24 protein-coding genes are annotated in these 26,876 nt (G+C 69.9%); 13 read left to right on the forward strand and 11 right to left on the reverse strand.

Annotation, left to right across the window (positions count from 1 at the left end):
- Positions 1-180: 180 nt before the first annotated feature.
- Positions 181-2,451: a phosphoribosylformylglycinamidine synthase subunit PurL gene (gene purL, locus NO930_RS08505; protein ID WP_256403134.1), complete on the reverse strand. Its 2,271-nt coding sequence runs from the start codon at positions 2,449-2,451 to the stop codon at positions 181-183.
- A gap of 212 nt (positions 2,452-2,663) precedes the next feature.
- Positions 2,664-3,041 (reverse strand): hypothetical protein, encoded by a 378-nt coding sequence (locus NO930_RS08510; protein ID WP_256403135.1) that lies wholly within the window; start codon positions 3,039-3,041, stop codon positions 2,664-2,666.
- A gap of 210 nt (positions 3,042-3,251) precedes the next feature.
- On the opposite strand from NO930_RS08510, the gene kdgK1 reads away from it, so the two are divergent.
- Positions 3,252-4,217, forward strand: coding sequence for a bifunctional 2-dehydro-3-deoxygluconokinase/2-dehydro-3-deoxygalactonokinase (gene kdgK1, locus NO930_RS08515; RefSeq protein WP_321169341.1), 966 nt, complete (start codon positions 3,252-3,254; stop codon positions 4,215-4,217).
- A 24-nt stretch (positions 4,218-4,241) separates the two neighbouring features.
- Here kdgK1 and NO930_RS08520 read toward each other — a convergent pair whose 3' ends face one another.
- Complete coding sequence (locus NO930_RS08520; RefSeq protein WP_256403137.1) at positions 4,242-5,123, reverse strand: homoserine kinase; 882 nt, start codon at positions 5,121-5,123, stop codon at positions 4,242-4,244.
- Between the two features lie 110 nt (positions 5,124-5,233).
- Complete coding sequence (locus NO930_RS08525; protein WP_256403138.1) at positions 5,234-5,485, reverse strand: DUF8006 family protein; 252 nt, start codon at positions 5,483-5,485, stop codon at positions 5,234-5,236.
- A gap of 148 nt (positions 5,486-5,633) precedes the next feature.
- Between NO930_RS08525 and NO930_RS08530 the strand changes: the two genes are divergently transcribed.
- From NO930_RS08530 to NO930_RS08550, 5 genes are all read left to right on the forward strand, one after another.
- The gene (locus tag NO930_RS08530) at positions 5,634-6,908 is read left to right on the forward strand and encodes a TIGR00341 family protein (RefSeq protein ID WP_256403160.1); all 1,275 of its coding nucleotides are present in this window, start codon (positions 5,634-5,636) and stop codon (positions 6,906-6,908) included.
- Between the two features lie 178 nt (positions 6,909-7,086).
- Positions 7,087-9,435, forward strand: coding sequence for a formate/nitrite transporter family protein (locus NO930_RS08535; protein WP_256403139.1), 2,349 nt, complete (start codon positions 7,087-7,089; stop codon positions 9,433-9,435).
- Positions 9,436-9,494: 59 nt separating this feature from the next.
- A complete protein-coding gene (locus NO930_RS08540) occupies positions 9,495-10,244 on the forward strand; it encodes an SIMPL domain-containing protein (protein WP_137784097.1) in 750 nt (249 codons plus the stop codon).
- A gap of 90 nt (positions 10,245-10,334) precedes the next feature.
- The gene (gene msrA / locus NO930_RS08545; protein WP_137784096.1) at positions 10,335-10,871 is read left to right on the forward strand and encodes a peptide-methionine (S)-S-oxide reductase MsrA; all 537 of its coding nucleotides are present in this window, start codon (positions 10,335-10,337) and stop codon (positions 10,869-10,871) included.
- 130 nt (positions 10,872-11,001) lie between these two features.
- Positions 11,002-11,889 carry a bile acid:sodium symporter gene (locus tag NO930_RS08550; RefSeq protein WP_256403140.1) on the forward strand — a complete coding sequence of 296 codons (888 nt, stop codon included), beginning with the start codon at positions 11,002-11,004 and terminating at the stop codon, positions 11,887-11,889.
- Positions 11,890-11,974: 85 nt separating this feature from the next.
- Here NO930_RS08550 and NO930_RS08555 read toward each other — a convergent pair whose 3' ends face one another.
- The 5 genes from NO930_RS08555 to NO930_RS08575 all read right to left on the reverse strand — a co-directional run bounded on the left by NO930_RS08555 (position 11,975) and on the right by NO930_RS08575 (position 18,030).
- Positions 11,975-14,089: a DUF7997 domain-containing protein gene (locus tag NO930_RS08555; RefSeq protein WP_256403141.1), complete on the reverse strand. Its 2,115-nt coding sequence runs from the start codon at positions 14,087-14,089 to the stop codon at positions 11,975-11,977.
- Between the two features lie 82 nt (positions 14,090-14,171).
- Positions 14,172-14,957: an FAD-binding protein gene (locus tag NO930_RS08560; protein ID WP_256403161.1), complete on the reverse strand. Its 786-nt coding sequence runs from the start codon at positions 14,955-14,957 to the stop codon at positions 14,172-14,174.
- 194 nt (positions 14,958-15,151) lie between these two features.
- Complete coding sequence (locus tag NO930_RS08565) at positions 15,152-16,210, reverse strand: ABC transporter ATP-binding protein (RefSeq protein WP_137783662.1); 1,059 nt, start codon at positions 16,208-16,210, stop codon at positions 15,152-15,154.
- Entirely contained in the window at positions 16,201-17,016 is an 816-nt protein-coding gene (locus tag NO930_RS08570; RefSeq protein WP_256403142.1) for a molybdate ABC transporter permease subunit, read from the reverse strand. The genes NO930_RS08565 and NO930_RS08570 overlap by 10 nt, the downstream gene beginning before the upstream one ends.
- A complete protein-coding gene (locus NO930_RS08575) occupies positions 17,017-18,030 on the reverse strand; it encodes an extracellular solute-binding protein (protein ID WP_137783663.1) in 1,014 nt (337 codons plus the stop codon).
- A 58-nt stretch (positions 18,031-18,088) separates the two neighbouring features.
- On the opposite strand from NO930_RS08575, the gene NO930_RS08580 reads away from it, so the two are divergent.
- Positions 18,089-18,514, forward strand: coding sequence for a Tfx family DNA-binding protein (locus NO930_RS08580; protein WP_137783664.1), 426 nt, complete (start codon positions 18,089-18,091; stop codon positions 18,512-18,514).
- A 74-nt stretch (positions 18,515-18,588) separates the two neighbouring features.
- Here NO930_RS08580 and NO930_RS08585 read toward each other — a convergent pair whose 3' ends face one another.
- Positions 18,589-19,497 (reverse strand): serine/threonine-protein kinase RIO2, encoded by a 909-nt coding sequence (locus NO930_RS08585; protein ID WP_256403143.1) that lies wholly within the window; start codon positions 19,495-19,497, stop codon positions 18,589-18,591.
- Positions 19,498-19,868: 371 nt separating this feature from the next.
- Here NO930_RS08585 and NO930_RS08590 point away from each other — a divergent pair, with 371 nt between their 5' ends.
- The 6 genes from NO930_RS08590 (at position 19,869) to NO930_RS08615 (ending at position 25,708) form a co-directional block, all read left to right on the forward strand.
- Positions 19,869-20,762, forward strand: a complete 894-nt coding sequence (locus NO930_RS08590; protein ID WP_199242219.1) for a TatD family hydrolase — start codon at positions 19,869-19,871, stop codon at positions 20,760-20,762.
- Positions 20,763-20,867: 105 nt separating this feature from the next.
- Positions 20,868-22,232, forward strand: a complete 1,365-nt coding sequence (locus NO930_RS08595; RefSeq protein ID WP_137783647.1) for an MFS transporter — start codon at positions 20,868-20,870, stop codon at positions 22,230-22,232.
- A gap of 80 nt (positions 22,233-22,312) precedes the next feature.
- A complete protein-coding gene (locus NO930_RS08600; protein WP_256403144.1) occupies positions 22,313-23,242 on the forward strand; it encodes a lipoate--protein ligase family protein in 930 nt (309 codons plus the stop codon).
- A 65-nt stretch (positions 23,243-23,307) separates the two neighbouring features.
- Complete coding sequence (locus NO930_RS08605) at positions 23,308-24,144, forward strand: deoxyribonuclease IV (RefSeq protein ID WP_256403145.1); 837 nt, start codon at positions 23,308-23,310, stop codon at positions 24,142-24,144.
- A 66-nt stretch (positions 24,145-24,210) separates the two neighbouring features.
- The gene (locus tag NO930_RS08610; RefSeq protein ID WP_256403146.1) at positions 24,211-24,687 is read left to right on the forward strand and encodes a hypothetical protein; all 477 of its coding nucleotides are present in this window, start codon (positions 24,211-24,213) and stop codon (positions 24,685-24,687) included.
- 133 nt (positions 24,688-24,820) lie between these two features.
- Positions 24,821-25,708 carry a class I SAM-dependent methyltransferase gene (locus NO930_RS08615; protein WP_256403147.1) on the forward strand — a complete coding sequence of 296 codons (888 nt, stop codon included), beginning with the start codon at positions 24,821-24,823 and terminating at the stop codon, positions 25,706-25,708.
- A 57-nt stretch (positions 25,709-25,765) separates the two neighbouring features.
- On the opposite strand, the gene NO930_RS08620 is transcribed toward NO930_RS08615, so the two are convergent.
- Positions 25,766-26,743 carry a homoserine dehydrogenase gene (locus NO930_RS08620; RefSeq protein WP_256403148.1) on the reverse strand — a complete coding sequence of 326 codons (978 nt, stop codon included), beginning with the start codon at positions 26,741-26,743 and terminating at the stop codon, positions 25,766-25,768.
- Between the last annotated feature and the right edge of the window lie 133 nt (positions 26,744-26,876).

Here is a 26,876-nt window from a genome sequence, read left to right on the forward strand (position 1 = left end):
GGGCACCGGAGCGACCGGTGTCCCGTGAGTGCCGCTACCTATTTTAGGAATCCCTAAAAACGTATCGCTCGGTCTCTCTCGTCGAAAACGCGCCGCGGGACGGCCCGCCGCGGCCGGCGGACGATCGCGCCCCGGCGACGCGCCGCCGGGGTCCGTGATTCGCCGCGACCGGAGCCCGGGTCAGGCGAGTTCGCGGTCGATGACGCCGCGGTGGTCGCGGATCGCGTCGGCGCCGAGCGCGACGGACTCCTCGCCGACGCCGAGCGACAGCGTCCCGTCCGTCGTCACGTCGCCGAGGCGGAGCACCGGCGTCTCGCCCGCGAGGTCGGCGACCGCGTCGGGGTCCGTGGTCTGGACGACGAGCCGTCCGGGCGTCTCCTCGAAGGCCGCGACGCGGTCCGGAAGGCGCACGTCCGCGCCGGCGTCGTCGGTCACCATCTCGGCGAGCGCGACCGCGAGGCCGCCGTCGCTCACGTCGTGGGCCGCGAGCGTCGACTCGTGTCGCGCGACCGCCGCGAGCGACGCGACGAGGTCGCCGAGCCCCTCGCCGTCACCGAGTTCGCCGTCGGCGTCACCCGACCCGTCCGGCAGCGACGGGAACCGGTCCGAGCCGCCGACCTGCGCGAGGTACTCCGACCCGCCGAGCGCCTCCCCGCCCGCGCCGACGAGGAGCAGTTCGGAGTCGGCCGCGCGGTCCGCGTCGAGCGCCGCGGGCGGCGCGTCGTACCCCCGCTTCGTGCCGATCAGCGCGAGCGTCGGCGTCGGCGGGATCGGCCCCTCGACGCTGTCGTTGTACAGCGAGACGTTCCCGCCGACGACCGGGGTACCGAGGTCGGCGCAGGCGTCGGCGAGCCCGTCGACGATCCCCTCGAACCCGCCGTACACGTCCGGCTTCTCCGGGTTGCCGCCGTTGAGACAGTCGACGGCGGCGAGCGGGACCGCGCCCTTCGCGGCGAGGTTCGTCGCGTTCTCGAGGGCGACCGCGCGGGCCCCCTCGTACGGCGCGGTCGCGGTCCAGTTCGGGTTCGCGCCCGACGAGAGCGCGAGGCCGACGCCCGCGGAGTCGTCTTCGCCGTCTCCCGCCGTCTCGCGGATCGCCATGATCGCGGCGTCGTCGCCGGGTTTCAGCGCCGTTCGCGTCCCGACCTCGTGGTCGTACTGGCGGTACACCCAGCGCTTGCTGGCGGTCGAGGGCGCGGCGAGCACCGACTCGACCGCCTCGTCGAGCGCGGGGGCCGGGTCGGGGAGGTCCCGGTCGGGCCGGGCGGGAGCCTCGCTCGGGAGGTCGTTCATCGGCGCGCCGTCGGCGAGGTACTCGGCGTCGACGTCGACGACGACCTCGCTCTCGGAATCGTCCGCGTCGCTCCCGTCGCCCGCGAACTCGCAGACGTAGTTCCCGTCCGTCACCTCGCCGATGACCGAACAGCCGAGGTCGAACCGCTCCGCGAGGTCCTCGACGCGCTCGACGTCGTCGGGGGCGACCTCGTAGCACATCCGCTCCTGGCTCTCGGCCAGCAGGATCTCCATCGGGTTCATGTTCGGCTCGCGCTGGTGGACCCGGTCGAGGTCGATCCGGGCGCCGAGCCCGCCCTTCGCGACCAGTTCGGAGGACGCGCCGCCGAGGCCGGCCGCGCCGAGGTCGCGCGCGGAGACGATCAGATCCTCGTCGACGAGGGCCTCGTTGCACTCGATGAGCCGCTTTTCCGCGTAGGGGTCGCCGACCTGCACCGCGGGGCGGTCCTCCGTCTCGGCGTCCTCCGCGAGGTCCTCGCTCGCGAACGACGCGCCGCCGAGGCCGTCGCGGCCGGTGCCGTTGCCGACCAAGACGAGCTTGTTCCCCGGCTCCTGGGCCGTGGCCGTGACGAGCCGCTCGTCGTTCGTGAGGCCGACGCAGGCGACGTTGACGAGGGGGTTCCCCTCGTAGCCGCCGTGGAAGGCGACGCTGCCGCCCACGGTGGGCACGCCGATGCAGTTGCCGTAGTGGGAGATCCCCTCGACGACGCCCTCGAAGAGGTACCGGGAGCGCTCGCGGTCGAAGCCGCCGAAGTACAGCGAGTCGAGCAGGGCGATCGGGTACGCGCCCATCGACATGGTGTCGCGGACGATGCCGCCGACGCCCGTGGCCGCCCCGTCGAACGGGTCGACGAAGGAGGGGTGGTTGTGGCTCTCGACGCCGAAGGTGACGTACTGGTCGCCGTAGTCGTCGGCGTCGCGCTCGGGCGCGGGGGTGTCCGCGGCGTCCGGTTCGGGAAGGGCGAGGACGGCCGCGTCGTCGCCGGGGCCGACGACGACCTGGTCGCCCTCGCTGTCGAACGCCGACAGGAGCGGCCGCGAGGAGCGGTACGCGCAGTGTTCGCTCCAGAGGTTCTCGAACAGCGCGGCCTCGGCCGCCGTCGGCTCCCGGCCCAGCTCCGCGACGACGAGCTCGTGGTCCGGATCGGACAGACTCATTCACTTACGTGGTTATCGAGCCCGTTCTAATGCTTTTCTATGCGCACGTTCGTGGGGTCTCCGGCGTGTTCGGCGAGAAACGGATCGCGGCGAGGAGCGACGCGTCCGCGAGAGAGGTCGTACGAATCGCGGTGGAGGGACCGTTAGAGAGAGCCCGCTGCGGCGGTGTCGCCGACCGACTCGTCCGTCGAGCGAGACTGTCGCTCGGCGAGTCACGCGACGAAGACGGCGACGGCGTACACCGCGAGGGCGACGGGGACCGCGACGGCGACCGCCTTCAGGTTCAGCCGCACCGCCTTCTCGCGGTCGGCCGCCAGCGCCGCCTCGTCGGCCACCTCGCTCGTCCCGTCGCCGACGTCGAAGACGCCGATGCCGGCGAAGCCGATACAGAACCGCTCGCGGTACTGGATGACCCCGATCGCCGCCCCGTACAGCGGAAACACGGACGCGAGAAGCACCAGTCGCGGCCACGACAGCGCGAACGTCGCGCCGACGAGGGCGACGGCGGCGACGAGCGACCCGACCCCGAGCAGGAGCCGCCGCCGCTGTTGTGCCGGTCCGATGTTACAGACGCCGGGCTGGTAGTTCATACCGATCTGATAGGGCTCCGCGAACAAAAACGCGTCCGGATCCGACGCACGCGGAGTGCGGTCGCCGCCGTCTCGACCGATCGCTGACCCTTTTGTACTCGCCCGTCGAGGCTCCGGCATGCACACCGCAACGACGACGGCGACCGCGCTGAGGAGCGGTGCCGTGACGACCGCGCCGACCCGGCGCGCTCGGCCGACCCCACAGGCCGGGTGGTCGGCGTGACCGATCTGGTGGCGTTCGGCGAGACGATGCTCCGCCTGTCGCCGCCGCGCGGCGAGCGGCTGGAGACGACCGAGACGTTCGACGTGCAGGCCGGCGGTGCCGAGAGCAACGTCGCCGTCGGTGCGGCGCGGCTCGGTGCCGACGCGGTCTGGCTCTCGAAGCTCCCGGACTCGCCGCTCGGTCGCCGCGTCGTCTCGGAGCTGCGGAGCCACGGCGTCCGCACCGGCGTCGCGTGGGCCGACCCCGCCGCGAGCCGCGTCGGAACGTACTACCTCGAACACGGCGGCGAGCCCCGCGGGACGAACGTGGTCTACGACCGCGCCGACGCCGCGATCACCACCGTCGAGCCCGAAGAGCTGCCGACCGGCGCGCTGGAGGCGGCCTCGCGGTTCCACACGACGGGGATCACGCCGGCGCTCTCCGAGCGCGCCGCCGCGACGACGGCCGCCCTGCTCCGCGCCGCGGGCGACGCCGGCGCGACTCGGTCGTTCGACCTGAACTACCGGGCGAAGCTCTGGGACCCGGAGACCGCCCGCGCCGCCTACGAGGACCTGTTCGACCACGTGGACACGCTGTTCGTCCCCCGCCGCGACGCCCGCCGCGTGCTGGACCGCGAGGGCGACGCGGTCACCATCGCCAACGGGCTCGCCGCCGACTTCGGCTTCGAGACGGTGGTCGTCACCCGCGGCGCGGAGGGCGCGGTCGCGCTGCGCGACGGCGCGGTACACGAACAGGGCGTCTTCGACGCCGACACCTTCGACGCGATCGGCACCGGCGACGCGTTCGTCGCCGGGTACCTCGCGAAACGTATCGCCGGCGGAGGCGTCGCCGACGCGCTGGAGTGGGCCGCCGCGGCCGCCGCGTTGAAGCGCACGATCGGCGGTGACATGGCCGTGATCTCGCCCGACGAGGTTACTGACGTCGTCGACGGGGCGACCGGTATCGACCGGTAGAGCGAGTCCGGCAGCCGCGACGGCCTACTCGTCGAGAACAGTTGACCCGCGGCCGATCCGCGTCTGATAGGCGCGGGCGTCGATGCCGGCGTCCGCGAAGGCGTCGAGCATCGCGGCGGCGACGCCGCGGCGGTCCCCGTCGCGACAGACCGCGAGGATCGCGGGACCGGCACCGCTCACCGTGACGCCCGCGGCCCCGGCGTCGAAGGCGGCGGCCCGCACGTCGTCGTAGCCCGTGATCAGGCGAGCGCGCTCGGGCGTGACCACCGGGTCGCTCATTCCTGCGCCGACGAGCTCGGGGTCGGACCGACACATCCCCACGGCGAGCGTGGCCGCGTTGCCCACGGTTTCGACGAGGTCGTCCATCGAGGCGGTCTCGGGGACGACCCGGCGCGCGTCCCGCGTCGAGACCGCGACGTCGGGGAGACAGACGACGAGCGGGACCGCGGCGTCGACCGCGTGGGTCGCCTCTCGCGTCGTCACCGTGAACCCGCCGAGGATCGAGGGCGCGACATTGTCCGAGTGCGCGACGCCGGAGACGACCGCCTCGCCCTCCGCGGCGATCGGCACGAGGTCGGACCGGGAGAGCCCGCGGTCGTACAGCCGGTTGAGCGCGACGGCCGCGCCGGCGGCGCTGGCGGCCGAGGAGCCGAGCCCGGACGCCGGCCGGACGCCCTTGTCGATGTGGATGCGCGCGGGGGCGTCGAGCGCCTCGACGACCGCGCCGACGGTGTTCTTCTCGGGGTCTTCCGGGATGTACTGCGCGCCGACGCCGGTGACCTCTATCGTCGTCTCTGCCGCCTTCTCGACGGTGACGACGTCGGCCGGTCGCGTGAGCGCCGCCCCGAACACGTCGAACCCGCTGCCGAGGTTCGCGCTCGTGGCGGGTGCTCGTACCGTGACCATGGCGACCAGTTTCGCTCGGGGTGCAAAAAGGAGCGGGATCGACCGGCGGCGGACACTGCTGAGCGACCGAGGAGCCGCGGCCGCTCAGCGCGTCGGTCGGCGACGCCCGGTCAGCGACCGCTCATCGTCCACAACAGCGCGCCGACGAGGATCAGCGGGATGCCGGCGAGGATGTACACCTTCGGCATCGTCGTGAACGGCGAGATCATGAAGATCAGCCCGAACCCGGCGAAGACCGACGCGAACACCTTCTGCGACTTCAGCGGCACGGCTCCCAGAAGCGAGACGATGAACCCGAGCAGTATGACGTGCCCGAGGTGGTAGTCGAGCAGGAACGTGTCGATGGCCAGCGGCGAGAGCATTCTTGTCCGAAGGTGTGTGGGATTCGCGCATTAAAGTTCCGTTTCGCGCGGGGTGCCCTGGAACGGTACCCCCCGATCCGCTCCGGTGATCACCGCCCGTTTATAAGGTCCGCGGGAGAGAGCACAGACCGTGCGACTCGTTCAGGTCATGATTCCGGCGGGGAAGCGCGCGGCCGTCGTGCGTGCGCTCGACGACGAGGGGGTGGACTACGTCGTCACCGACGAGACGAGCGGGCGCGAGTACACCGCGGTCGCGACGTTCCCCCTGCCGACCGCCGCCGTCGAGCCCGTCCTCGAACGGCTCCGTGAAGCGGGCATCGACGAGCGAACCTACACCGTGATCGTCGCCGCCGAGACGGTCATCTCTCGGCGGTTCGAGGCCCTAGAGGAGGAGTACGCCGAGGAGTCCGAACACGGCGGCGACCGCATCTCGCGCGAGGAGCTACAGACGAAGGCCGACGACCTCGCCTCCGGGCTCGGCACGTACGTGTTGATGACCGTCATCTCGGCGGTGATCGCGACCGCTGGACTCCTGTTGGACTCGCCGGCGACCGTCGTCGGATCGATGGTGATCGCTCCGCTCATCGGTCCCGCCATGTCGGCGGCGATCGGAACCGTCGTCGACGACGAGGACACGTTCCGGCGCGGCGTGCGAATGCAGATACTCGGCGTCGCCGTGGCGATCGTCGCCGCGACGGTGTTCGCGTTCGCCGTGCGCTCTCTCGCCTTCGTCCCGCCGGGGCTCGACCCGCTCGAACTCGCCGAGGTGTCGGAGCGCGTCGCGCCCAACGTCCTCGTGCTCGTCGTGGCGATCGGTGCCGGGATCGCGGGCATCGTCTCGCTGATGACCGGCGTCTCGGCGACGCTCGTCGGCGTCATGATCGCCGTCGCGTTGATCCCGCCCGCGGCCGCGGTCGGCATCGGCGTCGCCTTCGGCATTCCGCGTCTCGTGCTCGGCTCCGGCGTGATCGTCGCCGTCAACGTGCTCTCCATTAACCTCTCCGCGCTCGTCGTCCTCTGGTACGAGGGGTACAGGCCGCAGCGCTGGTTCCGCGAGGACGACGCCCGCGCCGCGTTCGTCAAGCGCGCCGCCGTGCTCGTCGCCGCCATCGCGGTCCTCTCCGTGTTCCTCGGCGGGGTCACCTACGAGTCCTACGTGGCGTCGACGACGGAGGCCGACATCCGGTCCGCGACCGGCGACGAGCTGGCGACGCTGGACCCCGGGCTGGAGCTGCTCGAACTGGACGTCGAACGCGGCGGGACGGTCCCGCCGCTCGACACCGAGCGCGTGACCGTCACGGTCGGCGCGCCGCCGGGCGGGACGGTCGACGGCGTGGCGGCCGCGCTCGACGATCGGATCGAGGCGACGATCGGCGGCGAGGTCAGCGTTGAAGTCCGGTTCGTGACGGTCGCACGGGCCTGACGCTCGCGGGCCGGGGCGTGCGACCGTCCGAGCGCACCCGCGCGAGACGAACGACGGAATATAGTGTACATTCGATCCGAAACGTCTCGATACTCGGTAGTGAACTGTAGAGATAGACATTTTCGGCGCGGATGCCGAAAGAGGAACTACTTTTTACCGCGGCTCCAGTGGTAGGGTAGTGACCGATTCAACGTCACCGGACGACGATTCGATGCGGGAGGTCGTCGAGCGCTCCCGCAGCGGCGCGCCGGCGGTCGGGGAGGCCGTCCGGGACCGGTTCTCGTCGGACGAGGTGTTCCAGCGGATCATCGCCGCCGCCGACGAGGAGGTGACCTCCGGGAGCCGCGAACTCTTCTTCAGCGGGCTCGCCGCGGGGCTCGCGATCACGATCACGTTCATGCTGTACGCGTCGCTCACGGCGTCCACCGACGGGCATCCGATACTGAGCGTCCTCCTGTATCCGCTCGGGTTCGTCTACATCATCATCGGCGGCTACCAGCTGTACACGGAGAACACCCTGCCGCCGGTGGCGCTGACGCTCGAACGGCTCGCGAGCCTCCCGACGCTGCTGCGCCACTGGAGTATCGTTCTCGCCGGCAACTTCACCGGGGGAGCGTTCGGCGCGGTCGTGCTCTCGTACGGCGGCGTCTTCACGGGCGAGACGGTCGACGCCGCGATCTACATCTCCAGCGGCGGCTTCGAGGTCGGCTTCTGGCCGCTCTTTTTCAAGGCCGCGATGGCGGGGCTGATCGTGGCCGGCGTCGTCTGGGTCGGGTTCGCCTCCACGAACTCCGTCACCCGGCTGCTCGTCGTCTACCTCGCGTTCCTCGCGATCCCGCTCGGCGACCTGTACCACGTCGTCGTCTCCTTCACTGAAGTCCTGTATCTGTTGTTCGCGGCGGATCTGGGGCTGTACGCCGGTGAGGTGAGTCTGTACGGCGGGATCGTCGGGTTCGTTCTCCCCGTGTTGCTCGGGAACACCATCGGCGGCGTCGTCCTCGTCACGCTGGTGAACTACTTCCAGACGAGCGAGGAGCGGCTCGAAGAGGCGCGCTTCGAGGGAATGACCCGGCGACTCACCGTGCCCGAGTGGACGCTCGGTCGCGCGGCCGGGCGGTCGTACGTCCCGATCTTGGACGCCACGGAGGCGACGCTGTTCGCCAACGAGGGCCACCGGATCATGGTTCCGATCACGAATCCGCGGACCGACGGCCAGATCGTCGAGCTGGCGAGCCGGCTCGCGAGCGACCGCGAGGACGGGCTCGTCCACATCGTCCACGTCGTGCAGGCCCCGGAGCGGATGTCGCTGTCTGCGGGTGCCGGCCGGATCGCGGACATCTCCGAGGAGGGGATGGAGGGGCTCAAAGCGACCGCGGAGGAGTACGACATCGACGTCTCCACCTCGACCGTCGTCACGCACCGCTCGTTCGAGGAGGTGTTCAACATGGCCCGCCGCACCCGCCCCGACGCCGTGTTGATGGGCTGGGGCGACGACCAGCTCTGGAGCGCCGCCCGCGCGGAGCGCCCCATCGACGAGCTCACGAACCAGCTCCCCTGTGACTTCCTCATCTTGAACGACCACGACCTCGACACCTCCCGGATACTCCTCCCCACCTCCGGCGGTCCCGACTCGACGCTCGGCGCGGAGGTCGCGAGCGTCCTCTCGCGGACCGCCGGCGCGACGGTGCGGCTGTTACACGTCGTCGACGGTCCGGAGAACCGCGAGGAGGGCGAGGGGTTCCTCGCGGCGTGGGCGAGAGAGAACGGGCTGGCGGACGCCGAGCGAGTCGTCGACGACAGCGGCGACGTCGAGGAGGCGATCGTCCGCGAGGCGGCAGACAACACGCTCGTCATCCTCGGTGCGACAGAGAAAGGGATGCTCTCACGGCTCGTTTCCAACTCGCTACACATCGACATCACCAACGACGTCGACTGCTCGCTGCTTCTCGCCGAGCGCCCGAGCAGGCGGTCGTTCCGAGAGCGGCTGTTCGGCTCCGGCCGTCGCGACACGACTCCCGTCCTCGACGGCGTCGAACGCGATCCCGAGAAGTCGAGCGGTGCCGACCTCGACGAGGCGGACGCCGAGCCGCAGTCCGACGCGTCCGGTGACACCACCGGGTCCGAAGTCGACACGAGCGCCGATGCGGGCGACGCAGGGAGCGAGGACGAGCCGACTCGCGCGGGCGCTCCCGACAGCGGGGAGACGGCCGACCTCGACGCGGAACGGGGCTCGGACGCCGACGCGGACCGGCCACCGGAACGAGCGGTGATCACCGATCACGACGACGGAGACGAGGCGGACGACGATGACGACGCGGACGACGAAACCGATTCGGAGACCGACAGCGAGGAGTCTCCCGAACCGGCGGTGGTCACCGATCACGACGACGGAGACGACGCGGACGACGAAAACGAGACGGACGACGGAGACGGCGCGGACGACGCGGATGTGAGTGAGGCGGACGCGGACGGAGCGGACGCCGAAGACGACGCTGACGACTCGAACGCCTCCGGTCGCGGCAGGTAACACAAACGGCTCTTTGTCTCATCGGCGGCTTCTTGCCGGTATGCGACGTGTCCTCTCGTATGGACAGACGACTCACTGCTGTCGTCGGGGTGACGCTGCTCGTCGCGCTGGCGGGCTGTGCGGGACTCGCTGGATCGACCGGCGGTCCCGGGAACGGAGCGGGCGATCAGACGGCCCTCGACGGGCGAATCGACGTGGCCGCAGACGGCGAAGCGGCGGCGAGCCCCGACCGCGCGACGATCCGCGTGGCGGTCACTGCGTCGGGCTCGAACGCGCAGGCGGTCGGTGACGACCTCGCGGCCGCCGACGACTCGCTGCGCGCCGGACTGACGGAGTGGGGCCTCACCGAGGAAGACATCCGGACCGTTCGGTACGACGTGAGCGAGACGTACGAGTCACGAGAGAATCCCGAGCGCCAGCAGTACCGAGGCGTCCACCAGTACGCGATCGAACTTGACGACGTCGACGCGGTCGGCGAGGTCATCGACGTCGCGATCGACTCCGGCGCGGACGAAGTCCAGCGGATCGAGTTCGGACTGAGCGACGAGCGCGAGGCCGAGGTGCGCGAGCGGGCGCTCCAGAACGCGATGACGAACGCCCGCGCCGACGCCGACGTCCTCGCGAACGCGAGCGACCTGACGATCGACGGCGTCCACGCCGTCTCGACCGGCGGATCCGGCGTGACGCCGTACCGGGTCGCCGACGCCGCGGCGCTGACCGAGGGCGACGCCGGCGGCGCGTCGACGGGCATCGAGACCGGCGACGTGAGCGTCCGGGTGTCGGTCAACGTCGTCTACGAGGTGCAGTAGCGCCGGTCGCGGACGCGACGCGCTCCCGAGAGGGCGACCGAGACTCCCGGACGCACACGATTCATACGTCTCCGCGCCCTATCACTGAGCATGTCTGAGACACGAGAGACGGCGACGCTCGGCGGCGGGTGCTTCTGGTGTACGGAGGCGGCGCTCGAACAGCTCGCCGGCGTCGAGTCGGTCACATCCGGATACGCCGGCGGCCACGTCGACGATCCCACCTACAAGGCGGTCTGCTCGGGGAGCACCGGCCACGCCGAGGTCGTGCAAGTCGAGTTCGACCCGGCCGTTATCGCCTACGAGGACGTGTTGGAGGCGTTCTTCGAGATCCACGACCCGACCCAGCTCAACCGACAGGGGCCGGACGTGGGCAGTCAGTACCGGTCTATCGTCCTCTATCACGACGAGACGCAGCGGGAGGTCGCCGAGGCGTACGTCGACGCGCTCGGCTCGGCGTACGACGACGACGTGGTCACCGAAATCGAGCCGCTGGAGACGTTCTACCGTGCCGAAGAGCACCACCAGGACTACTTCGCGAAGAACCCCGACGACGCCTACTGCACCTTCCACGCGAAGCCGAAGATGGAGAAGGTGCGCGAGAAGTTCGAGGCGACGGTCGCGGAGTAGGCGGTCGCGTGGTGGTGGAGACCACAGTTTCGACCGGCCGAGTCGTCGACGTTCCGGGACATTTGCACGCGTCACCAGCAGGTATATTTCGGTCCCCGTCAGAGTGAGTCGGACCGACGAGACACTCGTCATGATCCGAACCGCACTCGCGCGATTCTCGAACGTGCTCCTCGTCCTCGGAGCCGCCGGCGTCGGGGTCCTCGCTCCGCAGTTGTCGCCGTACTTCGACCCGCTCATCACGCCGCTCGTCGTCTTCCTCGTGTTCACGTCACTCCGGGGCGTCCGGTTCGCGGCTATCGACTACTCGTCGTACGCCGCGATCGTCGCGCTCTCGCTCGGCCTCTCGTACGTCGTGTTGCCGTTTGCGGGGATGCGACTCGTCGAACTCGCGCTCTCGGACGCGGCCGTGATCGGATTCGCCATCGCGCTCTCGGTCCCGACGACCGCCGGAAGCGCGATAATCTGGACTCGGCTCGCGCGCGGCGACGCACAGCTGGCGACGATCGGCTCGATCGCGTCGCTTCTCGTCGCGCCCGCGGCGACGCCTCTCGTGCTCACCCGGCTCGTCGGCTCGCGGATCACCGTCCCCACGGCCTCGATCCTCACCGACCTCGCGGTGATCGTCGGCGGTGGGGTACTGCTCACGGTCGTCGTCCCCGCCGACGCGCTCTCGACCGAGACGGTCGATCGAGCCTCGACGCTCGCGATACTCCTCCTTATCTACACGGCCGTCGCCGGCGTCGGCGTCTTCGGCATCGACGGACCGACGCTTCTCGCCGTCGTCGGCGTCGCGGTCCTCCTCTTCGCAGTCGGCGCGGCGCTCACCGCGGGCTGTCTGCGCGCGTTCGACATCGGTCGGGAGCGGGGGATCGCGCTGTGTTTCACCACCAACCTCAAGAACCTCGGAATCGCGCTTCTCGTCTCCTTGCCGTTCGCGGACCCGCTCGTCACCGCGGCGATAATCGTCTACTACGTCGTTCAGCAGACCGGCGGGGCCGTGCTCGCGGACGCGACCTGAACACCGCTCGCAGCGGCCAAATCGGCAGCTGCGGTCCGGCCGGCCGCGCCGCCTCTTCCGGCGGGCCGCGACGCCTCTATTGCGCTCAGTCGGCGGCGACGGGAGACGGCGACAGGCGGTCGGCGTCGGCGAGCAGCGCGACCGTCGCGAGCCGGATCGCGTGCGGCCACCCGAGCGGCGTCGCGCTGTCGGCCGTCCCGTCGTCGAAGAACTGCTCTGGGAGGTACCCGGTTGGCGCACACAGCGATCCGTCCGGCGAGACGCACCCGAGCAGCTCGCGGGCTCGGGCGAACATCTCGTCGGCCCGCGGGTCGTCGTGAGCGTCGAGCAGCACGGCGAGTTCGGCGCAGGCGTTCGCCCCCCACGCGGTCGAGACGGTCCACACCTTCTCCGAGCGCTGGCCCGCACGCCGCCAGCCGTCGCCCTCGTAGCGTATCAATCCCGACACGGCGTCAGTCTCGCGGGCGAGCCCCTCGACGACGCGCTCGACGTGCGAGACCAGCCGGTCCAGTCGTTCCGCGCCGATATCGCCGACGGCGTCGAACGAGCGGTGCGCGCTCGCCAGCGCCAGCGTCGCCGAGTCGAGTCGGTCGTCGATCTCTCCGTGTGCCGTCTCGCGCAGCGCGTAACACCCCCGATCGGGCACCCACAGGTCGTCTATCGCGTCGAACACCCGCGCGGCCTGCTCGCGGGCGTGGGCGGTGAGGTCGTCCGGCAGATCCGTGTCCGTCCGACTCGTGGCCGACGAGTCCGCGTCGAGTGCCGCGGCGTCGAGCCCCTCGCCGTGGCGCGCGAGGTCGCTGTACGCCTCCAGGAACGTCGCTGCGGTGTGTCCGAACCGGCCGATCGAATCCTCCCACGCGTTCTGGCAGACGACGGGGCGGCCGTCCGGCGCGAGCGTCTCGTCGAGTCCCGCGAGCGCGGCGACGAGCGTCCGGTCGAGACCGTCGACCTCGACGTCGGCGGCGCGCGCTCTCGCGAGGAACGCGATGACGCTCCCCGTCTGGTCGGCCTGATAGTCCGTGTCCGGCCCGTCCTCGATGCGCGCGTTCGCCCAGCCGGGAGCGAGCGCGCCGTTCCGGGGCCACACTCGGTGCGGCCACGACCCGTCGGGCCGCTGGGCGTCGACGTACATCGCGGCCGACCGGGCGTGCCAGTCGCCGAGCCCGAGTCCGAGCCGGTCGTCGGCGTCCAAGACGAACGTCGATATCTCGGCGTCGTCGCGGAACCACGTGTAGCCGTACCCGCCCGAGTGCTGGTAGTGCGGGTCGAAGTCGGGGCCGGCGATCCGGAGCCCGGACTCCGCCGAGAGCAGCGAGAGCACGCGGAGGTCCGCGACCACCGAATCGCGGGCGGGGACCGACTCCGGCATGTCCGGAACCGTCTCGCGTGCGGCCTCGACGAGCCGGTTCCCGGTGTCTGTGCCGACGGCGATCGCGTCATCGAGGAGCGTCGAGAGCCGTTCGCGTGCCGCCTCACGGCTCGTCTCGCTCCGGTCGGTCAGGAGCGATCCGACGGCCGCGACCCCGTCGTCGAAGGGGACGTCGACGACGACTTCCCCCGAGAGCCGCTCCTCGTCGTAGCGCGCGTCGTCGCGGTCGCGCGGCAGCTCCGTCGGCGCGTCGTCGAGGACTTCCTCGAAGGTCGCCGGAAGCTGTCCGCGCAGGTCGGCGAAACCCGTGGCGCTCGCGAGGAAGTCGTGTTCGTCGGCGTGATACACCTCGACCGCGTCGTCGTACCGGAGCTGACCGACGCGCTCGTCTCGCCCGTCGGGCGCGAACCGGGCGTACACGACGAGCGAGCAGTCCTCGGCCGCGAGGTCGACGTCGCTGTCGACGGCGAGGCTCGCGCGCGTGACGTGAGCGTCGCCGACGGTCGCGTCACGGCGGGTCACCGTCGCGCCCTCGGTCTCGTGTGTGGTCTCGACGAGCGGCGCGCCACCCACGTACCGCTGTCGCGTGGCGTCCGCGTCGAACCAGACGACCTCGCCGTCGAGCGAGAGCCCGAACCGCGCTCGGACGAGGCCCGTCTGCCCCGTCAGCGGATAGCCGAAGTCGCGGAGGTCGCCGTCGCCGTCGACGTGGACGAGACGGCCGTCACCGCCGGAGAACCGGCCGGAGACGGTCCGCCGCTCGCCGGGGAACCGCGTCTCGTGCCCGGCGGTGCGCTTGTAGTCGTCGAGGGCGTCTCGAAGCTGCATCTGCGAACGTATTGACTCGAAATCGTATTAATGTTTTGTACCATTTCGTCGCCGTGCGGCGGCGGAGACGGCGACGTCGTCCCTACTCTTCGAGGCTCGGGTGCGTCTCCTGCGGGTCCGGGTGCGGCTCCGCGAACGCCGACCGCATCCGCTCGCGGGCGTCCGACTCCCGCTCTCGTCGCTCTGTCGCGTCGATCTCCTCGCAGCCCGGCGGCAGGTCCCGACCGCGGTCGGTGAAGTACCCGTCCGGCGTGACCCAGTCGTGGTAGAACGGCCGCTCGGCGTCTTCGAGGACCGTCACGCCGACCTCCGCGCCGTGGCCGGCACACACCGCCGCCTGGTGGGGCTTCCGCGCGAGCCGACCGGCGGCGTACAGCCCCTCGACGCCGGTCCGTCCCCGCTCGTCGACGTCGAGGTACGCCTTCCCGCGGTCGACGACGCCGACGCCGGCGAGGTCCGCGAGGTACCCGACCTCGTTCTTGCTCGCGGCCACGACGTTGCTCGCCGCGAACCGGTCGCCAGACTCGGTCTCGACGCCGAAGCGGCGCGCGTCACCGTCGCCGCCCTCGGGCGGCGCGTCGTCCGCGGCCGACGCGTCGAGTCGTTCGACCCGCGTGACTCGCCCCTCGATCCGGTCGGCTCCGGCCGCGTCGGCCTGCTCGCCGAGGAGGTCGAGCAGCCGCCGAGCGTCGACGCCCACGGGGAACCCCGGAAAGTTCTCCAGTCTGGCGTTTCGCCTGAGGACCGAGCCGCCGGCGTCGACGACGAGCGTGTCCAGCCCGTGTCGCGCCGTGAACACGGCCGCGGAGAGCCCCGCGACGCCGCCACCGACGACCACCACGTCGCGTCCGCGTCGCTCGCCTCCCATCTCGTTCGCTCCCGTCTCATTCGCCCCCGTCTCGTTCCGCCGCGCATCGGATTCCGTCTCCATATTCCGGCGACAGGCGCGCGCCAGCGTAATCGCTTACGGTCCGCCGGCTTCGCACGCCGAGCCGCTGCTACCCGCCGACGCGCCCGACGGTTACAGTAAGGGAGACAGCCTCGCGCGTCAGTTCGGGGCCGTCAAGCGCCGTCTGGGATCAGGTGGATCGACTCCCGCGGGACCAGCACCCGGACCTCCGCGCCGGTCTCCAGCGACAGGCGTTCGAACGTCGTCGGGCGCACGTTCACGGCGAGCGGCTGTGCCGTCCCGACGTCGACGTCGAGCCGGTACGCGCTCCCCTCGTTCAGCCACCGACACACCGTCCCGGAAACGGCGTTCGCCGCGCGGTCACCGGTCGCGTCGTTCGGCGGTTCGACCGCTATCCGCGACGGGTGGAGACAGACCGTCACGGTCGACGCGGCGGGGGCCGACGCGGCCGTCCGGAAGTCGCAGTCGCCGACGCGAACCCGCGCTCCGTCCGGCGTTTCCTCGGCCACCGTCCCTTCGAGGAGGTTCTCGTTTCCGGTGAAGGCGGCGACGAACCGACTGTTCGGGCGGGTGAGCACCGCCGACGGCGTTCCGACCTGTTCGAGGTCACCGTCTCGAACGATGGCGATCCGGTCCCCGAGCGCCGTTGCCGTCCGCTGATCGTGTGTGACGTACAAGACGGGGATATCGAGCGAGTCGAACAGCCCGTGCAGTTCGTCCCGAAGCCGGGTCCGGATCGGGGCGTCGAGACTCGACAACGGCTCGTCGAGGAGCAGCACGTCCGGCTCGGTCGCGAGCGTCCGCGCGAGGGCGACCCGCTGACGTTCGCCCCCTGAGAGCGTCGACGGGGTTCGATCGAGCACGTCGTCCACTTCGAGGAGCGTCGCGAGCTCCCCCGCGCGGCCGCCTTCCGTAGCCGCGTACTCGATGTTCTCGCGGGCGGTCATGTGCGGGAAGAGCGCGCCCTCCTGAAAGACCATCCCCACGCGCCGGTCTTCGAGCGGCAGCCCGACCAGCTCTCGTCCGCCGAGCCGGATCGATCCGGCGTCCGGGGCCGTGATCCCGGCGATCGCCGAGAGCAGCGTCGTCTTTCCGCTTCCGGACGGGCCGAGGACGGCGAGCACCTCGTCGTCGACCCGCAGGTCCAGCGGGCCGAAGTCGAACTGGTCGTAGGCTTTGTGCACCCGCGAGAGTTCGAGCGTCAGTCCCATGGGTTCGAGGCGACGGTGTTGAGGCACACGAGCGTCGTCGCGGCGATCAGTACCAGCAGTATCGCCACCGGATAGGCGTTGTCCAGTCCGAGTTCGACGAACGACACCCAGATCTGGACCGGCATCGTCCGGGGGTAATACGCCATCATCATCGTCGCGCCGAACTCGCCTATCGCCCGCGCGAACGCAAGCGTCACTCCGGCGAGAATCCCCGGTCCGGCGAGCGGTAGCGTCACGTTGCGGGCGGTCGTCAGTCGGCTCTTCCCGAGCGACCGCGAGGCGTGTTCGAGCGTTCGGTCCACGCTCTCGAAGGCCGCCTTCGCCGTCACCACCACGAACGGTGACGCGACGAACGTCTGGGCGAGCACCACCCCGGCGAGCGACCGCGTGAGCGGGAGCCCGGCGGCGGCCGCGACCTCGCCGAGCGGCGACCCCGGACCGAACACGGTGAGCAACACGATCCCGCCGACCGTCGGTGGGAGCACCAGCGGAAGGACCGCGACCGCGAGGGCGACCTTCGCCACCGGTCCGTCGGTGCGCGCGAGCCAGTACGCGAGCGGCAGGCCGAACAGTGCGGCGAGAACCGTGCTGACCGAGGCAGAAAGCAGCGACGTGGTCGCCGAGTCCACGACGGTCGGATCGCTCATCCGGGAGAGGACGTCTCCGACCGGCACCGAGAGGAACAGCGACACCAACGGCACGACGTAGTACAGGAGCAACACGCCGCCGCCGAGAAGCGACACGTCGAGCCAGTCGAGTCCGAACGCGTTCCGTTCCGATCTGTCCGAGTGTGTTTCTGCCGTCATTCAAATCAGAACGGTGATGTCCGAGACCGCAGCCGATAGCGATTCTCCGTCGCGATCGAGCCGGGATCGATTCTCGTCGGATCGGTCCGCCGTCCGGGTGACGCGCCGAGGTACCTCGCCCGTGTAAGCGGGAAACTGCTCGCGCAGGAGGAACCCGTGGTCTTCGAGGTACGTCCCGGTCGTGTGGGCGTCGAACACCGCCACTGCCGCGTCGCTCACGTGTCGGACAGTCGACCCGTAACTGATGAGCCCGCCTCGGACTTCCTGACCGCTCGGGAGCGTGTACGACGGTTTCGAGTACCATTCCTCGGCGTACCGCGGGTCACTCAAGTCGATCTGCGCCGGTAACTCGACGTACTCGTAGCCGCGCTCTACGGCCATGCTCCGGTAGGCGAACGCCGCGTCGATCGACCCGGTCTCGAACTGACTGATCAGCGACGTCTCGGGATAGGTCTGGTCTCGTCGGAGGATCTGCGCGCCGAGGTCCGAGGCGTCGTCGTAGTACCGCGAGGCGAGTTCGAGCGCGAAGAGCGTCCGATACCCGAGCGGGTCTTGATCGGGGTCGGTTCGGCCGATCCGTACGCTCCCCTCGGCCATCGGCTCGTACCACCGCTCGGTTCCGGCCTCCGCCACGCGCTCCCCGCCGACCGTGTCCGGGTTGTACGCGACGACGATCGAGTTGCTCGCGAACACGGAATACCACGGCGGCGACAGCGGACGTTCGAAAAGCGCCACGTCGGCGACCGAGACGATGTCCGGGTCACGCTGTCCCTCGGCGATCATCCGGGCGACCGTCGCCGAACCGTGCGCCTCGACTTCGACCGGAACGTCCACGGCGGGTTTGAGCCCGTTCGCGATCGCGTTCTGGAGGCTACCGGCCGCGAGGATAGCGACCGTCGCCGACCGGCCGCCGTCGCGGTCCCGTCCACCCGTACAGCCGGCGCTCCCGGCTATGAGGCCCGTCCCGGCGGTCACGAGGAACTCCCGCCTCGACGAGCGCCGGTCAGTCACCATATCGGGAAGACATGCGTTTCGGAGAAAAGCTTATCTCAAACACATCTGTTTGACTCACATGGTCGCTGCTGACTCGACGACACTGACCGAACGGCAGGTCGAGGTGCTCGAACTCCGAGAACGCGGACACACCCAACAGGAAGTGGCGGATCGACTCGGGACGACCGACTCGAACATCAGCGCCATCGAACGGGCGGCAGAACAGAACGTCGAGAAGGCGCGCCGAACGCTCGAACTCGTTCGGACGATCCGGTCTCCGGTCCAGTTCTCCGTCTCCCCGGGGACGAGCTTCGACGACTTGGTCGCCAGCGTGTACGCACACGGAGACGAGGCCGGCATCAAGATCGCGTACTGCCGACCGGAGCTTTACACGCACCTCTACGGCGCGCTCGACGGGTGCACGAACCAGAACGAACTCGAAGCGACCATCGACGTCGGCCTCACAACCGAGGGCGAAGTGCGGATCTTCACCGGAGAGATCTGAGTCGGCGGCACCAACGCCGGTGCACGCGGTTCATCTATCCCCGTGCCGCTCAATTTCATATTGCGATATGTGATTTATGGATTTGGTGTTCGGACGCTCTCGAACGAATCGTCGGCGATGGCGTCGGCGATCTCGCCGGTATCGACGTCTGGGACCTCGTGGGGATACTTCCGCCCGAAGTATCGGCAGAGGTTCGCCACGTCGCGTTCGAGGAACTCGCGCGCGTTCTCGTGATCGACGCTCACGGCCTGCGGCCAGTCGAAGATCGTCACGCCGCTTTCGGCGACCGCGACGTTGTGTTCGGACGCGTCCGCGTGGACCCATCCGAGGTCGTAGGCGGTCTGTAGTTCACGGAGCACCAGATCCAAGACCCCCACGGCCTGTTCGGGATCGAGCGTCGCGCGGGCGAGTTCGACCCCCTCGAATTTGTCCATCACGATGGCGTGGCGGTTCTGATCGACCGGTCGCGGTACCGACACCTCGGGGTACAGCGCCTCCATCGCCTCGTACTCGCGCTCGGCCGCCTTTCGCGCGGTGTACAGCCACGAGACGTGGTCGCGGTCTGCCGTGTACTCCCGTTCGCGGTTCACCTCTCGGAAGTTGGTGTAGCCCTCCCGGTGGTACTTCAGCGCGAGCGGCTTGAACGACTGGACCTCGTACACGTCGCCCTCTTTGCCGAGCCCGAGCGGCGACCCCACGCCGTCTATCGTCTCGCGCTCGGCGAACGTCCGGAGCGCGAGCGCGTCGTACCCCTCGAAGGTGAGCTGATACCCCTCGTACTGGATCGTCTTCCGCTGGATCAGCTCGCGGTCGAGACACCGATCGATCCGGTAGTCGACCTCCTCACGCGTCAGGCTGGCGTACTCGGGGAGCTTGTCGCGGCGAACCCACTCCGAAAACCGCATCCCCTGCTCGACGCCCGAGAGGAGATAGAAGTCCTCGGCGTCGAGGTCCGCCATCTCGCCGGCGACGTTTCGAACCATACGGACCCGTACTCCGGCGAATCCTAAAAGGCACGCGCGTTCGACGAGGTGAATATAAATCATATACCGCAATATCAAAAGCAAGGTCTCCGGGACGGTCGATCGTAGTCACGAACCTTTGCCTGGTATACCTGACTACGACGCCGCTTCAGTAACGTTATAACTCGTTGGGCGAGACAGTCATGTTAACGCATGACAGAACATTCCGATCGAAGCGAGAACGGCGCACCATCGACACGAGACCGGAGGCGGGACCGTCTCGGATGCCCTGAGCGTCCCGAGCGGCGGTACCGATGAGCGGACCGTCGAAACGGCCGATAGGTGACCCGCCGGAAGCGGGAGCTGCGCCGGATCCGGTCGACATACCGTGGGTGGACGTTCACCAGCACACCCAGTCGCTGACGTGGAACGACCGAGAGAAATTCGATCTGAGCGGCGGGCAGGCGGCGGTCGCGATAGCGGCGGGGTACTACTGGGCACCGTACCGCCCGGTGAGCGCCGACGACGTTCGGTTTCTGTGGGACGACGCACTTCGGCGTGCGGCCGCGTTCGATCACCGACACTTCTATGACCAGTACGTCGCCGTCGGGATTCACACGTGGTCTCGGGTCGAGAACGCCGAGGAGCTCGTCTCCGTGCTCCCCGAGTACTGCGAGGACGACCGGGTGATCGCCATCGGCGAAACGGGAATCGAGTCGACACAACACACCGTGTCGTGGCCGCTGGACGGTCAGAAAGAGGTCGTCCGCGAGCAGTTCCGCGTCGCACGCGACACGGGTCTCCCGGTGCTCGTCCACACCCCGGGGTCGAGCAAGGGTGACGTCGACCCGAGACACGTCCAGAGCTACGAGGAGGGGAATCGCAATTTCACGGACCCGGTGTTACACTCGGACGATCCGAAGACGGAGGCCGTCGAAATCGACCTCGCGCTCGCCGACGAAGTCGGGCTGCCCGACGAGCAGCTCGTGATCGACCACGCCGGTCGGAGCGTTCGTGACTTCGTGTTGGAGAACACGGACTGCTATCTCGCGTACAGCGTGAGCGCGCCGTGGCTCCGCGGTATCGACGCCCGCGATATCGCCGCGGCGATCGACGCGCACGGTAGCGACAGGATCGTGGTCGACACGGACCTCATCGGCGCGATGGACAACGACCCGTTCGTGATGAAGCGGACGATGCTCGACCTGCTCCGCCTCGGCGTCGACCGCGAGGACGTCCGCCGGGTCGTCTACGAGAACCCGCGGGAGATTCTGGGTCTGGCGTGAACCGCCGCGGGATCGACCCACGGGGGGTCCGTCTCCGCCCCGGAAGTTCAATATCCCGCACGACGTACGCGACGGCAGCGTAGGTCCGTGCGCTCGGCTCAGACCATGGGACGAAACCGATCCGCTGACGGGCGAGACGAGTCGGGAGCGTTAGCCGCGTTCCGGCGGTTCTTCGCGCTCGAACGAGACGTGTTGGTGCTGTCGCTCGCGATGTTCGCGTTCAGCCTCGGGTTTCAGATGACGAACCGATTTCTCCCCGAGTACATCGTCGCGCTGGGCGCGTCGGGGTTCGTCGTCGGGCTCTTCGGGACCGTCGGCAACGTCATCTCGGCGGTGTTCCCGTACCCCGGCGGCGCGATCTCGGATCGCGTCGGATCGCGGTACGCGCTCACGCTGTTCGGGCTGGTTTCGACGCTCGGGTTCGCCGTCTGGTTCGTTGCCCCGGCTCTCGGGTCGGTGACGGTCGCCGGCGTCACCGTCGAACCGTGGGTCTGGATCTTCGTCGGGCTCCTGTTCGCACAGGGCTGGAAGTCGTTCGGGCTGGGGGCGACGTTCGCCGTCGTCAAGCAGGCGACCGACCCCTCGCGGCTGGCCGCCGGCTTCGCCAGCACCGAGACGTTCCGGCGGACGGCCTTCCTCGTCGGTCCGGTGCTCGCGGCCGTCCTCATCGGTCTCCACCCGGAGTTCACCGTGAGCTTCCGGTACGTCCTCGCCGTGGCGGTCGTCTTCGGCGTCGTCGGGACGGTCGCACAGCACGTCCTCTACGACGCGGACGGAGACTCGATCGGGAGTTCTTTCGCGGGGATAACGCAGATCAGGCGGGACCTCCGCGAGATGCCTGAGCCGCTCCGACCGCTCTTGGTTGGCGATACGCTCGTCAGGTTCGCGAACGGGATGGTCTACGTCTTCTTCGTCCTGGTCGTCACGCAGTTCTACGAGGTCGGATTCGAGGCCACGGTCGCGCTGGGTGGCGTCTCCCGCGCCGTCGACCTCTCGCCTGCGGCCTTCTTCGGCTACCTGCTCGGCGTCGAGATGCTGGTCGCGCTCCTCTCTATGGTCCCGGCGGCGAAGGCCGCAGAGCGCGTGGGTCTCAAACCGATCGTCGCGCTGGGGTTCGCCGTGTACGCGCTCTTTCCGCTCGTGCTCATCGGCGGACCGGAGGTGCTCACGCCGCTTTTGCCGCTCCCGTGGGCGATGGTCCTCGTGTTCGCGTTCTCCGGACTCCGCTTCGCGGGGCTCCCCTCCCACAAAGCGCTGATCGTCGGGCCCGCAGAGCGCGGTGCCGGCGGGCGCGTCACCGGGACCTACTACCTCCTGCGGAACACGGTCGTCATCCCGAGCGCCGCGCTCGGCGGCTTCCTCTGGGAGTTCGTGAGTCCCGAGGTCGCGTTCACCATCGCGGCCGCGATCGGCGTCGTCGGGACCGGCTACTTCCTCGTCTTCGGCGAGGAGTTCGACGCGTACAGGTGAGATGCGGACGGGCCGCTCCCCGCCTCGGGCGGCACGCGGCGAACGAAACGGCTATCGGAGCCGGCGGGTTCGGTGTTGATATGACCGCACCGGCCGTCGACTGGCGGCTGATAGCCGAGGAGGCACGACCGGGGCCGATGCAGATGGCGCTCGACGAGGTCGCGGCCGAGACGGCCGCCGCCGGCGGGCCCGCCACGGTCCGCACGTACCGCTGGGAGCAGAGCTGTCTCACCCTCGGCTACCGGCAGGACCCGGAGACGGTCGACTGGGCGTTCTGTGACCGGGAGGGGATCGAGGTGACCAGACGGCAGACCGGCGGCGGCGGGATCTACCACGACGCACGCGGCGATATCGCCTACTCGATCGCGGTCCCGGCGAGTCGGGTTCCGGGCGAGCTGCTCGACTGTTATCACCTGCTCTGTGAGCCGATCTTCGACGCGTTCGACCGGCTCGGGATCGACGCCGACTACGTCGACGAGGCGACGCCGGAGCTGTATCACCCCGCGTGTTACCTCCGGGAACTCCACCCCGCACACGACGTGGTCGCGGCCGCTCCCGGCGCATCCGAGGCCGGCGCACACGAGGCCGACGCCCCGGCGCGGCGAAAGATCGCCGGCAACGCGCAGTACCGGAAGCGCGACGCCGTGATCCAGCACGGCTCGCTCACGTTCTCGGTCGACGCCGAGCGCCACCTCGGAACGTTCGCGGACCCGCCCGTGACGCCCGCGGCGTTCCGTGACCGCGTCGTCGGCATGGACGAACTCACCGACGCCGACCGCGACGATGCCGTGGCCGCGGTCGCGGACGCGCTCGCCGCGTGGGTAAGTGCCGGGATCGACGAGGCGGCCGGTAACCGCGCAGTAGCGGGGACAGACGAGACGACGGTGACTCCCGACGTCGACCGCGACGGCTCGTGGACGGAAGCGGAACTGGAACGGGCCGCGGAGCTCGCCGAGACGAAGTACCGCGACCCGGCGTGGGTTCGGACGCGTCCCGGGAGCGACGGGTAGACGACTGGTCGGCTCGACAACCCACGTTCCGAAGGGGCTTTTTCCCACGGCAGCGTGGGATCCGTATGAGTCTCAAGGTCGGCGCGCACGTCTCCATCGCGGGCGGCGTGGACAACGCCGTGGAGAACCAGCTCGAAGTCGGCGGCAACTGCGGACAGATATTCACCCACTCGCCGCAGGTGTGGCAGGATCCGAACATCGGCGACGAGGAGGCCGAACGGTTCCGCGAGGGGACCGAACGCGAGCTTGCGGGGCCGTGGGTCATCCACACCTCCTACCTCGTGAACCTCTGTACGCCCAAAGACGGGCTTCGGGAGAAGTCGCTCGACTCGATGCAGGCGGAGGTCGACGCGGCAGAGGCGCTCGATATCCCCTACGTCAACGTCCACCTGGGCGCACACACCGGCGCGGGCGTCGACGGCGGCCTCGACAACGCGGCGTCGGTGATAGACGAGATCGACGTGCCCGACGGCGTCACGATCCTGATCGAGAGCGACGCGGGCGCGGGGACGAAACTCGGCGGCGAGTTCGAGCACCTCGCCGGCGTCATCGACCGCACCGAGACCGACATCGACGTCTGTCTCGACACCGCCCACGTCTTCGCCGCGGGCTACGACCTCTCGACGCCCGAGGCGGTCGATCGGACGATAGCGGAGTTCGACGACGTGGTCGGTCTCGACCACCTCCGGTACGTCCACCTCAACGACTCGAAACACGCCTGCGGCACCAACAAGGACGAGCACGCACACATCGGTGAAGGCGAGATCGGCGAGGACGGCATGGAGCGGTTCCTCAACCACCCGGATCTCCTCGACGTGCCGCTCGCGCTCGAGACCCCGACGGAGGACGGGAAGAGCTTCGCGTGGAACATCGACCGCGTCCGCGAACTGCGGGCGGAGTGAGCCGAGCGGGTCGACAGCCCCGCGTCCGACGCGGTTTTATATATATTGCGTGACGATACCGTGGGTATGACCACCACGGAGGCGCTCCTCCTCGGACGACGACGGCGGCTGGCCGTCGCGATGGTCGCCGGGTTCGCCGTCGTCGTGGCGATCGCGCTCGCGAGCGCCGTTATCGCCGACCTCGCGGATCTGCAGGGGGCGGCCGCGCTGGCCGACCGGCTCGTCCCCCTGCTCGTGTTCTACGCGCCCGCCCCGATCGCGGCCGCCGGTGCCTACGCGCGCTGTGGCGGCCCGGCCTGTCTCGCCGTGGGGGTAGTTCCCGCGGTCGTGTTCGCCGCGCTCGTCCTCGTCGGAACCGTCCTCGGCGTCCCGGGCGTGGGTGCGGCCGACTCGCCGCTCGGAGGCGTCACGGTCTCGTTCGCGCTCGTCGGCGTGAGCGGGGCGTTCGTCGGGTACTGCGCCGGCGTCACCGCCGCCATGCTCGCCGACCTCGCCGGAGTCGGCGACGACGCCGACGGCCGCACGGCGAACGACACCGACTGAGGCGCGGTGGCTCCCGGTGTTCCGCCTGAGCGCACCTCACCGCGCCGCGTCCCGCCCTCACCGCGCCGTGTTCCCGCACCCCACCGCGCCGCGTTCCCGCACGCTTATTCGCTCTCAGGCCGAACCCGGTCCCGTGCGACGCTTCTCCGCAGAGTACCTCGAACACACCCGCCGCGGGATGTGGGACGACGGCCGCGAGGCGCTCGCGGACCTCGAGTTGCCGACCCGTCGGCGCGTCCTCGACGTCGGCTGCGGCACCGGTGAGCTGACGCGCGTGCTCGCCGCGGAAGCGCCGTCGGACGCGACCGTGATCGGGGTCGACGCCGACCGCGACCTCCTCGCGGTCGCCCGCGGAGCGGCCGAGAGCGGGGCGGTCGAGGGCGAGACGATCGATCGCGCGACGGTCGAGAGCGAGCCGGCCGACTGCGAGACGACCGACGGAACCCAAACCTACCTCGCCGGCGACGCCACGCGGCTCCCGATCTCCGACGACGCCGTGGACCTCGCCGTCTGTCAGGCGCTCCTGATCAACCTCCCCGATCCGGCGGCGGCGGTCCGGGAGTTCACGCGGGTCTCGTCCGATCTCGTGGCCGCGATCGAACCGGACAACGCGGACGTGACCGTCGCCTCGACCGTCCCGGCCGAAGAGCGCTTGGAGCGCGAGGCGCGGGAGGCGTACGTCGACGGCGTCGGGACCGACGTGGCGCTCGGCGATCGCGTCCGCGACGCGTTCGCGGCGGCGGGGCTTCGCGACGTTCGAACCCGGCGATACGTCCACGAGAAGCGGACCGAGCCGCCGTACGCGGACGCGGCGTTGACCTCGGCGGCGAGAAAAGCCTCCGGTGCGGGGCTGGCCGACCACCGCGACGAGCTGGTGGCGGCGACCTCGGAGCACGCCTACGACGACCTCCGCGGGCGCTGGCGGGAGATGGGCCGCGCGGTCGTGGACGCGATGCGCGCCCGCGAGTACGAACGCGTCGAGCGCGTCCCGTTCGACGTCACCGTCGGGCGGGTCGACTGATCGGCTTCGGGGCCGACGCCGGCCGCGCGTCGTCAGGCGGCTGCCGGCGTCGCCGCGTTAGCTGAGCCGGTTGAGGTCCATCAGAACCGCGCTCGCGGTCTCCTCTCCGCCGGCCCCGCGCCCGGAGACGGTGAGCGTTCCCGCCGAGGCCGTCTCGATCTGTGCGGCGTTCGTCGTTCCGGACACCGCGAGCGGCGAGTTGCGCTTCACCAACCGCGGCGCGACGCGGACCGAGCCGCCGGCGACCTCGCCGATCAGCCGGACCGTCAGCCCGTCTTCGCCGGCGAGGTCCAGCGCGCTCCCGGCGACGTTCCGAATCCCTGCGACGTCGGCGTCGTCGAGGGTGAACTCGCGGGCGTCGGCGGGGTCGTCGGCCGCGCCGAACGAGAGCACGTTCGCGAGGATGACGCACTTGAGCGCCGCGTCGGTGCCGTCCACGTCGAAGGCGGGGTCCGCCTCGGCGACGCCCAGGTCCTGTGCCTCCGCCAGCACGTGCTCGTAGTCGAGTCCCTCCGCGGCCATGCGCGAGAGGACGAAGTTCGCGGTCCCGTTGAGGACGCCACGGACGGCGGCGACGTGGGCGGCTCCGTGGTCCTCGATCGTCGAGAGGACCGGCATCGCGCCGCCGACGGTGGCCTCGAAGCGCACCTCGCCCGCGCTGTCGGCTTCGGCCGCTCGGAGGTCGCCGAACCGCTCCGCGACCGGCCCCTTGTTCGCGAGCACGACGTGGCGGTCCCGCTCCAGCGCCGCGGTGACGTGCGAGAACCCGGGTTCGGCGTCGCCGAGCGTCGTCGGCGTCGCCTCCACCAACGCGTCGTACTCCGCCGCGAGCACGTCCGCCGGGTCTCCGTCGCCGACGATTCCCCGCTCGGCCTTGCGCGAGAGCGCGGCGTCGACGTCGACCGACTCGCCCGGGCCGTCGGCGACGACCGCGCTCGTCGAGTCGCCCATCGCGACGACCTCGTGACCTCGGTCGGGAGCGAGATCGGCGACGGATCGGCCGACGACGCCCGCGCCGACGATCGCGAGTCTCACGCCTCACCCCCCGTCAGCGACTCGATGAGGTGTAGATCCTTCTCGTCGGCGATGGCGCGGACGCTCTCGACCGTCTCATTGACTTCTCCCTCTTCGACGGCGAGCCGGAGCTTGGCGCTCGAGGTGTTTCTCG

Origin of the sequence: Halorubrum salinum, assembly GCF_024494575.1 — an archaeon.
In the GTDB taxonomy this organism is placed as follows: Archaea; Halobacteriota; Halobacteria; order Halobacteriales; family Haloferacaceae; genus Halorubrum; species Halorubrum salinum.

Bases quoted from the DNA above. Each gene is read 5' to 3' on its own strand.
- purL (WP_256403134.1), bottom strand. From the start codon at position 2,451: ATGAGTCTGTCCGATCCGGACCACGAGCTCGTCGTCGCGGAGCTGGGC.
- NO930_RS08510 (WP_256403135.1), bottom strand. From the start codon at position 3,041: ATGAACTACCAGCCCGGCGTCTGTAACATCGGACCGGCACAACAGCGG.
- NO930_RS08520 (WP_256403137.1), bottom strand. From the start codon at position 5,123: ATGGTCACGGTACGAGCACCCGCCACGAGCGCGAACCTCGGCAGCGGG.
- NO930_RS08525 (WP_256403138.1), bottom strand. From the start codon at position 5,485: ATGCTCTCGCCGCTGGCCATCGACACGTTCCTGCTCGACTACCACCTC.
- NO930_RS08530 (WP_256403160.1), top strand. From the start codon at position 5,634: ATGATTCCGGCGGGGAAGCGCGCGGCCGTCGTGCGTGCGCTCGACGAC.
- NO930_RS08540 (WP_137784097.1), top strand. From the start codon at position 9,495: ATGGACAGACGACTCACTGCTGTCGTCGGGGTGACGCTGCTCGTCGCG.
- msrA (WP_137784096.1), top strand. From the start codon at position 10,335: ATGTCTGAGACACGAGAGACGGCGACGCTCGGCGGCGGGTGCTTCTGG.
- NO930_RS08550 (WP_256403140.1), top strand. From the start codon at position 11,002: ATGATCCGAACCGCACTCGCGCGATTCTCGAACGTGCTCCTCGTCCTC.
- NO930_RS08555 (WP_256403141.1), bottom strand. From the start codon at position 14,089: ATGCAGCTTCGAGACGCCCTCGACGACTACAAGCGCACCGCCGGGCAC.
- NO930_RS08560 (WP_256403161.1), bottom strand. From the start codon at position 14,957: ATGGGAGGCGAGCGACGCGGACGCGACGTGGTGGTCGTCGGTGGCGGC.
- NO930_RS08565 (WP_137783662.1), bottom strand. From the start codon at position 16,210: ATGGGACTGACGCTCGAACTCTCGCGGGTGCACAAAGCCTACGACCAG.
- NO930_RS08570 (WP_256403142.1), bottom strand. From the start codon at position 17,016: ATGACGGCAGAAACACACTCGGACAGATCGGAACGGAACGCGTTCGGA.
- NO930_RS08575 (WP_137783663.1), bottom strand. From the start codon at position 18,030: ATGGTGACTGACCGGCGCTCGTCGAGGCGGGAGTTCCTCGTGACCGCC.
- NO930_RS08580 (WP_137783664.1), top strand. From the start codon at position 18,089: ATGGTCGCTGCTGACTCGACGACACTGACCGAACGGCAGGTCGAGGTG.
- NO930_RS08585 (WP_256403143.1), bottom strand. From the start codon at position 19,497: ATGGTTCGAAACGTCGCCGGCGAGATGGCGGACCTCGACGCCGAGGAC.
- NO930_RS08595 (WP_137783647.1), top strand. From the start codon at position 20,868: ATGGGACGAAACCGATCCGCTGACGGGCGAGACGAGTCGGGAGCGTTA.
- NO930_RS08600 (WP_256403144.1), top strand. From the start codon at position 22,313: ATGACCGCACCGGCCGTCGACTGGCGGCTGATAGCCGAGGAGGCACGA.
- NO930_RS08605 (WP_256403145.1), top strand. From the start codon at position 23,308: ATGAGTCTCAAGGTCGGCGCGCACGTCTCCATCGCGGGCGGCGTGGAC.
- NO930_RS08610 (WP_256403146.1), top strand. From the start codon at position 24,211: ATGACCACCACGGAGGCGCTCCTCCTCGGACGACGACGGCGGCTGGCC.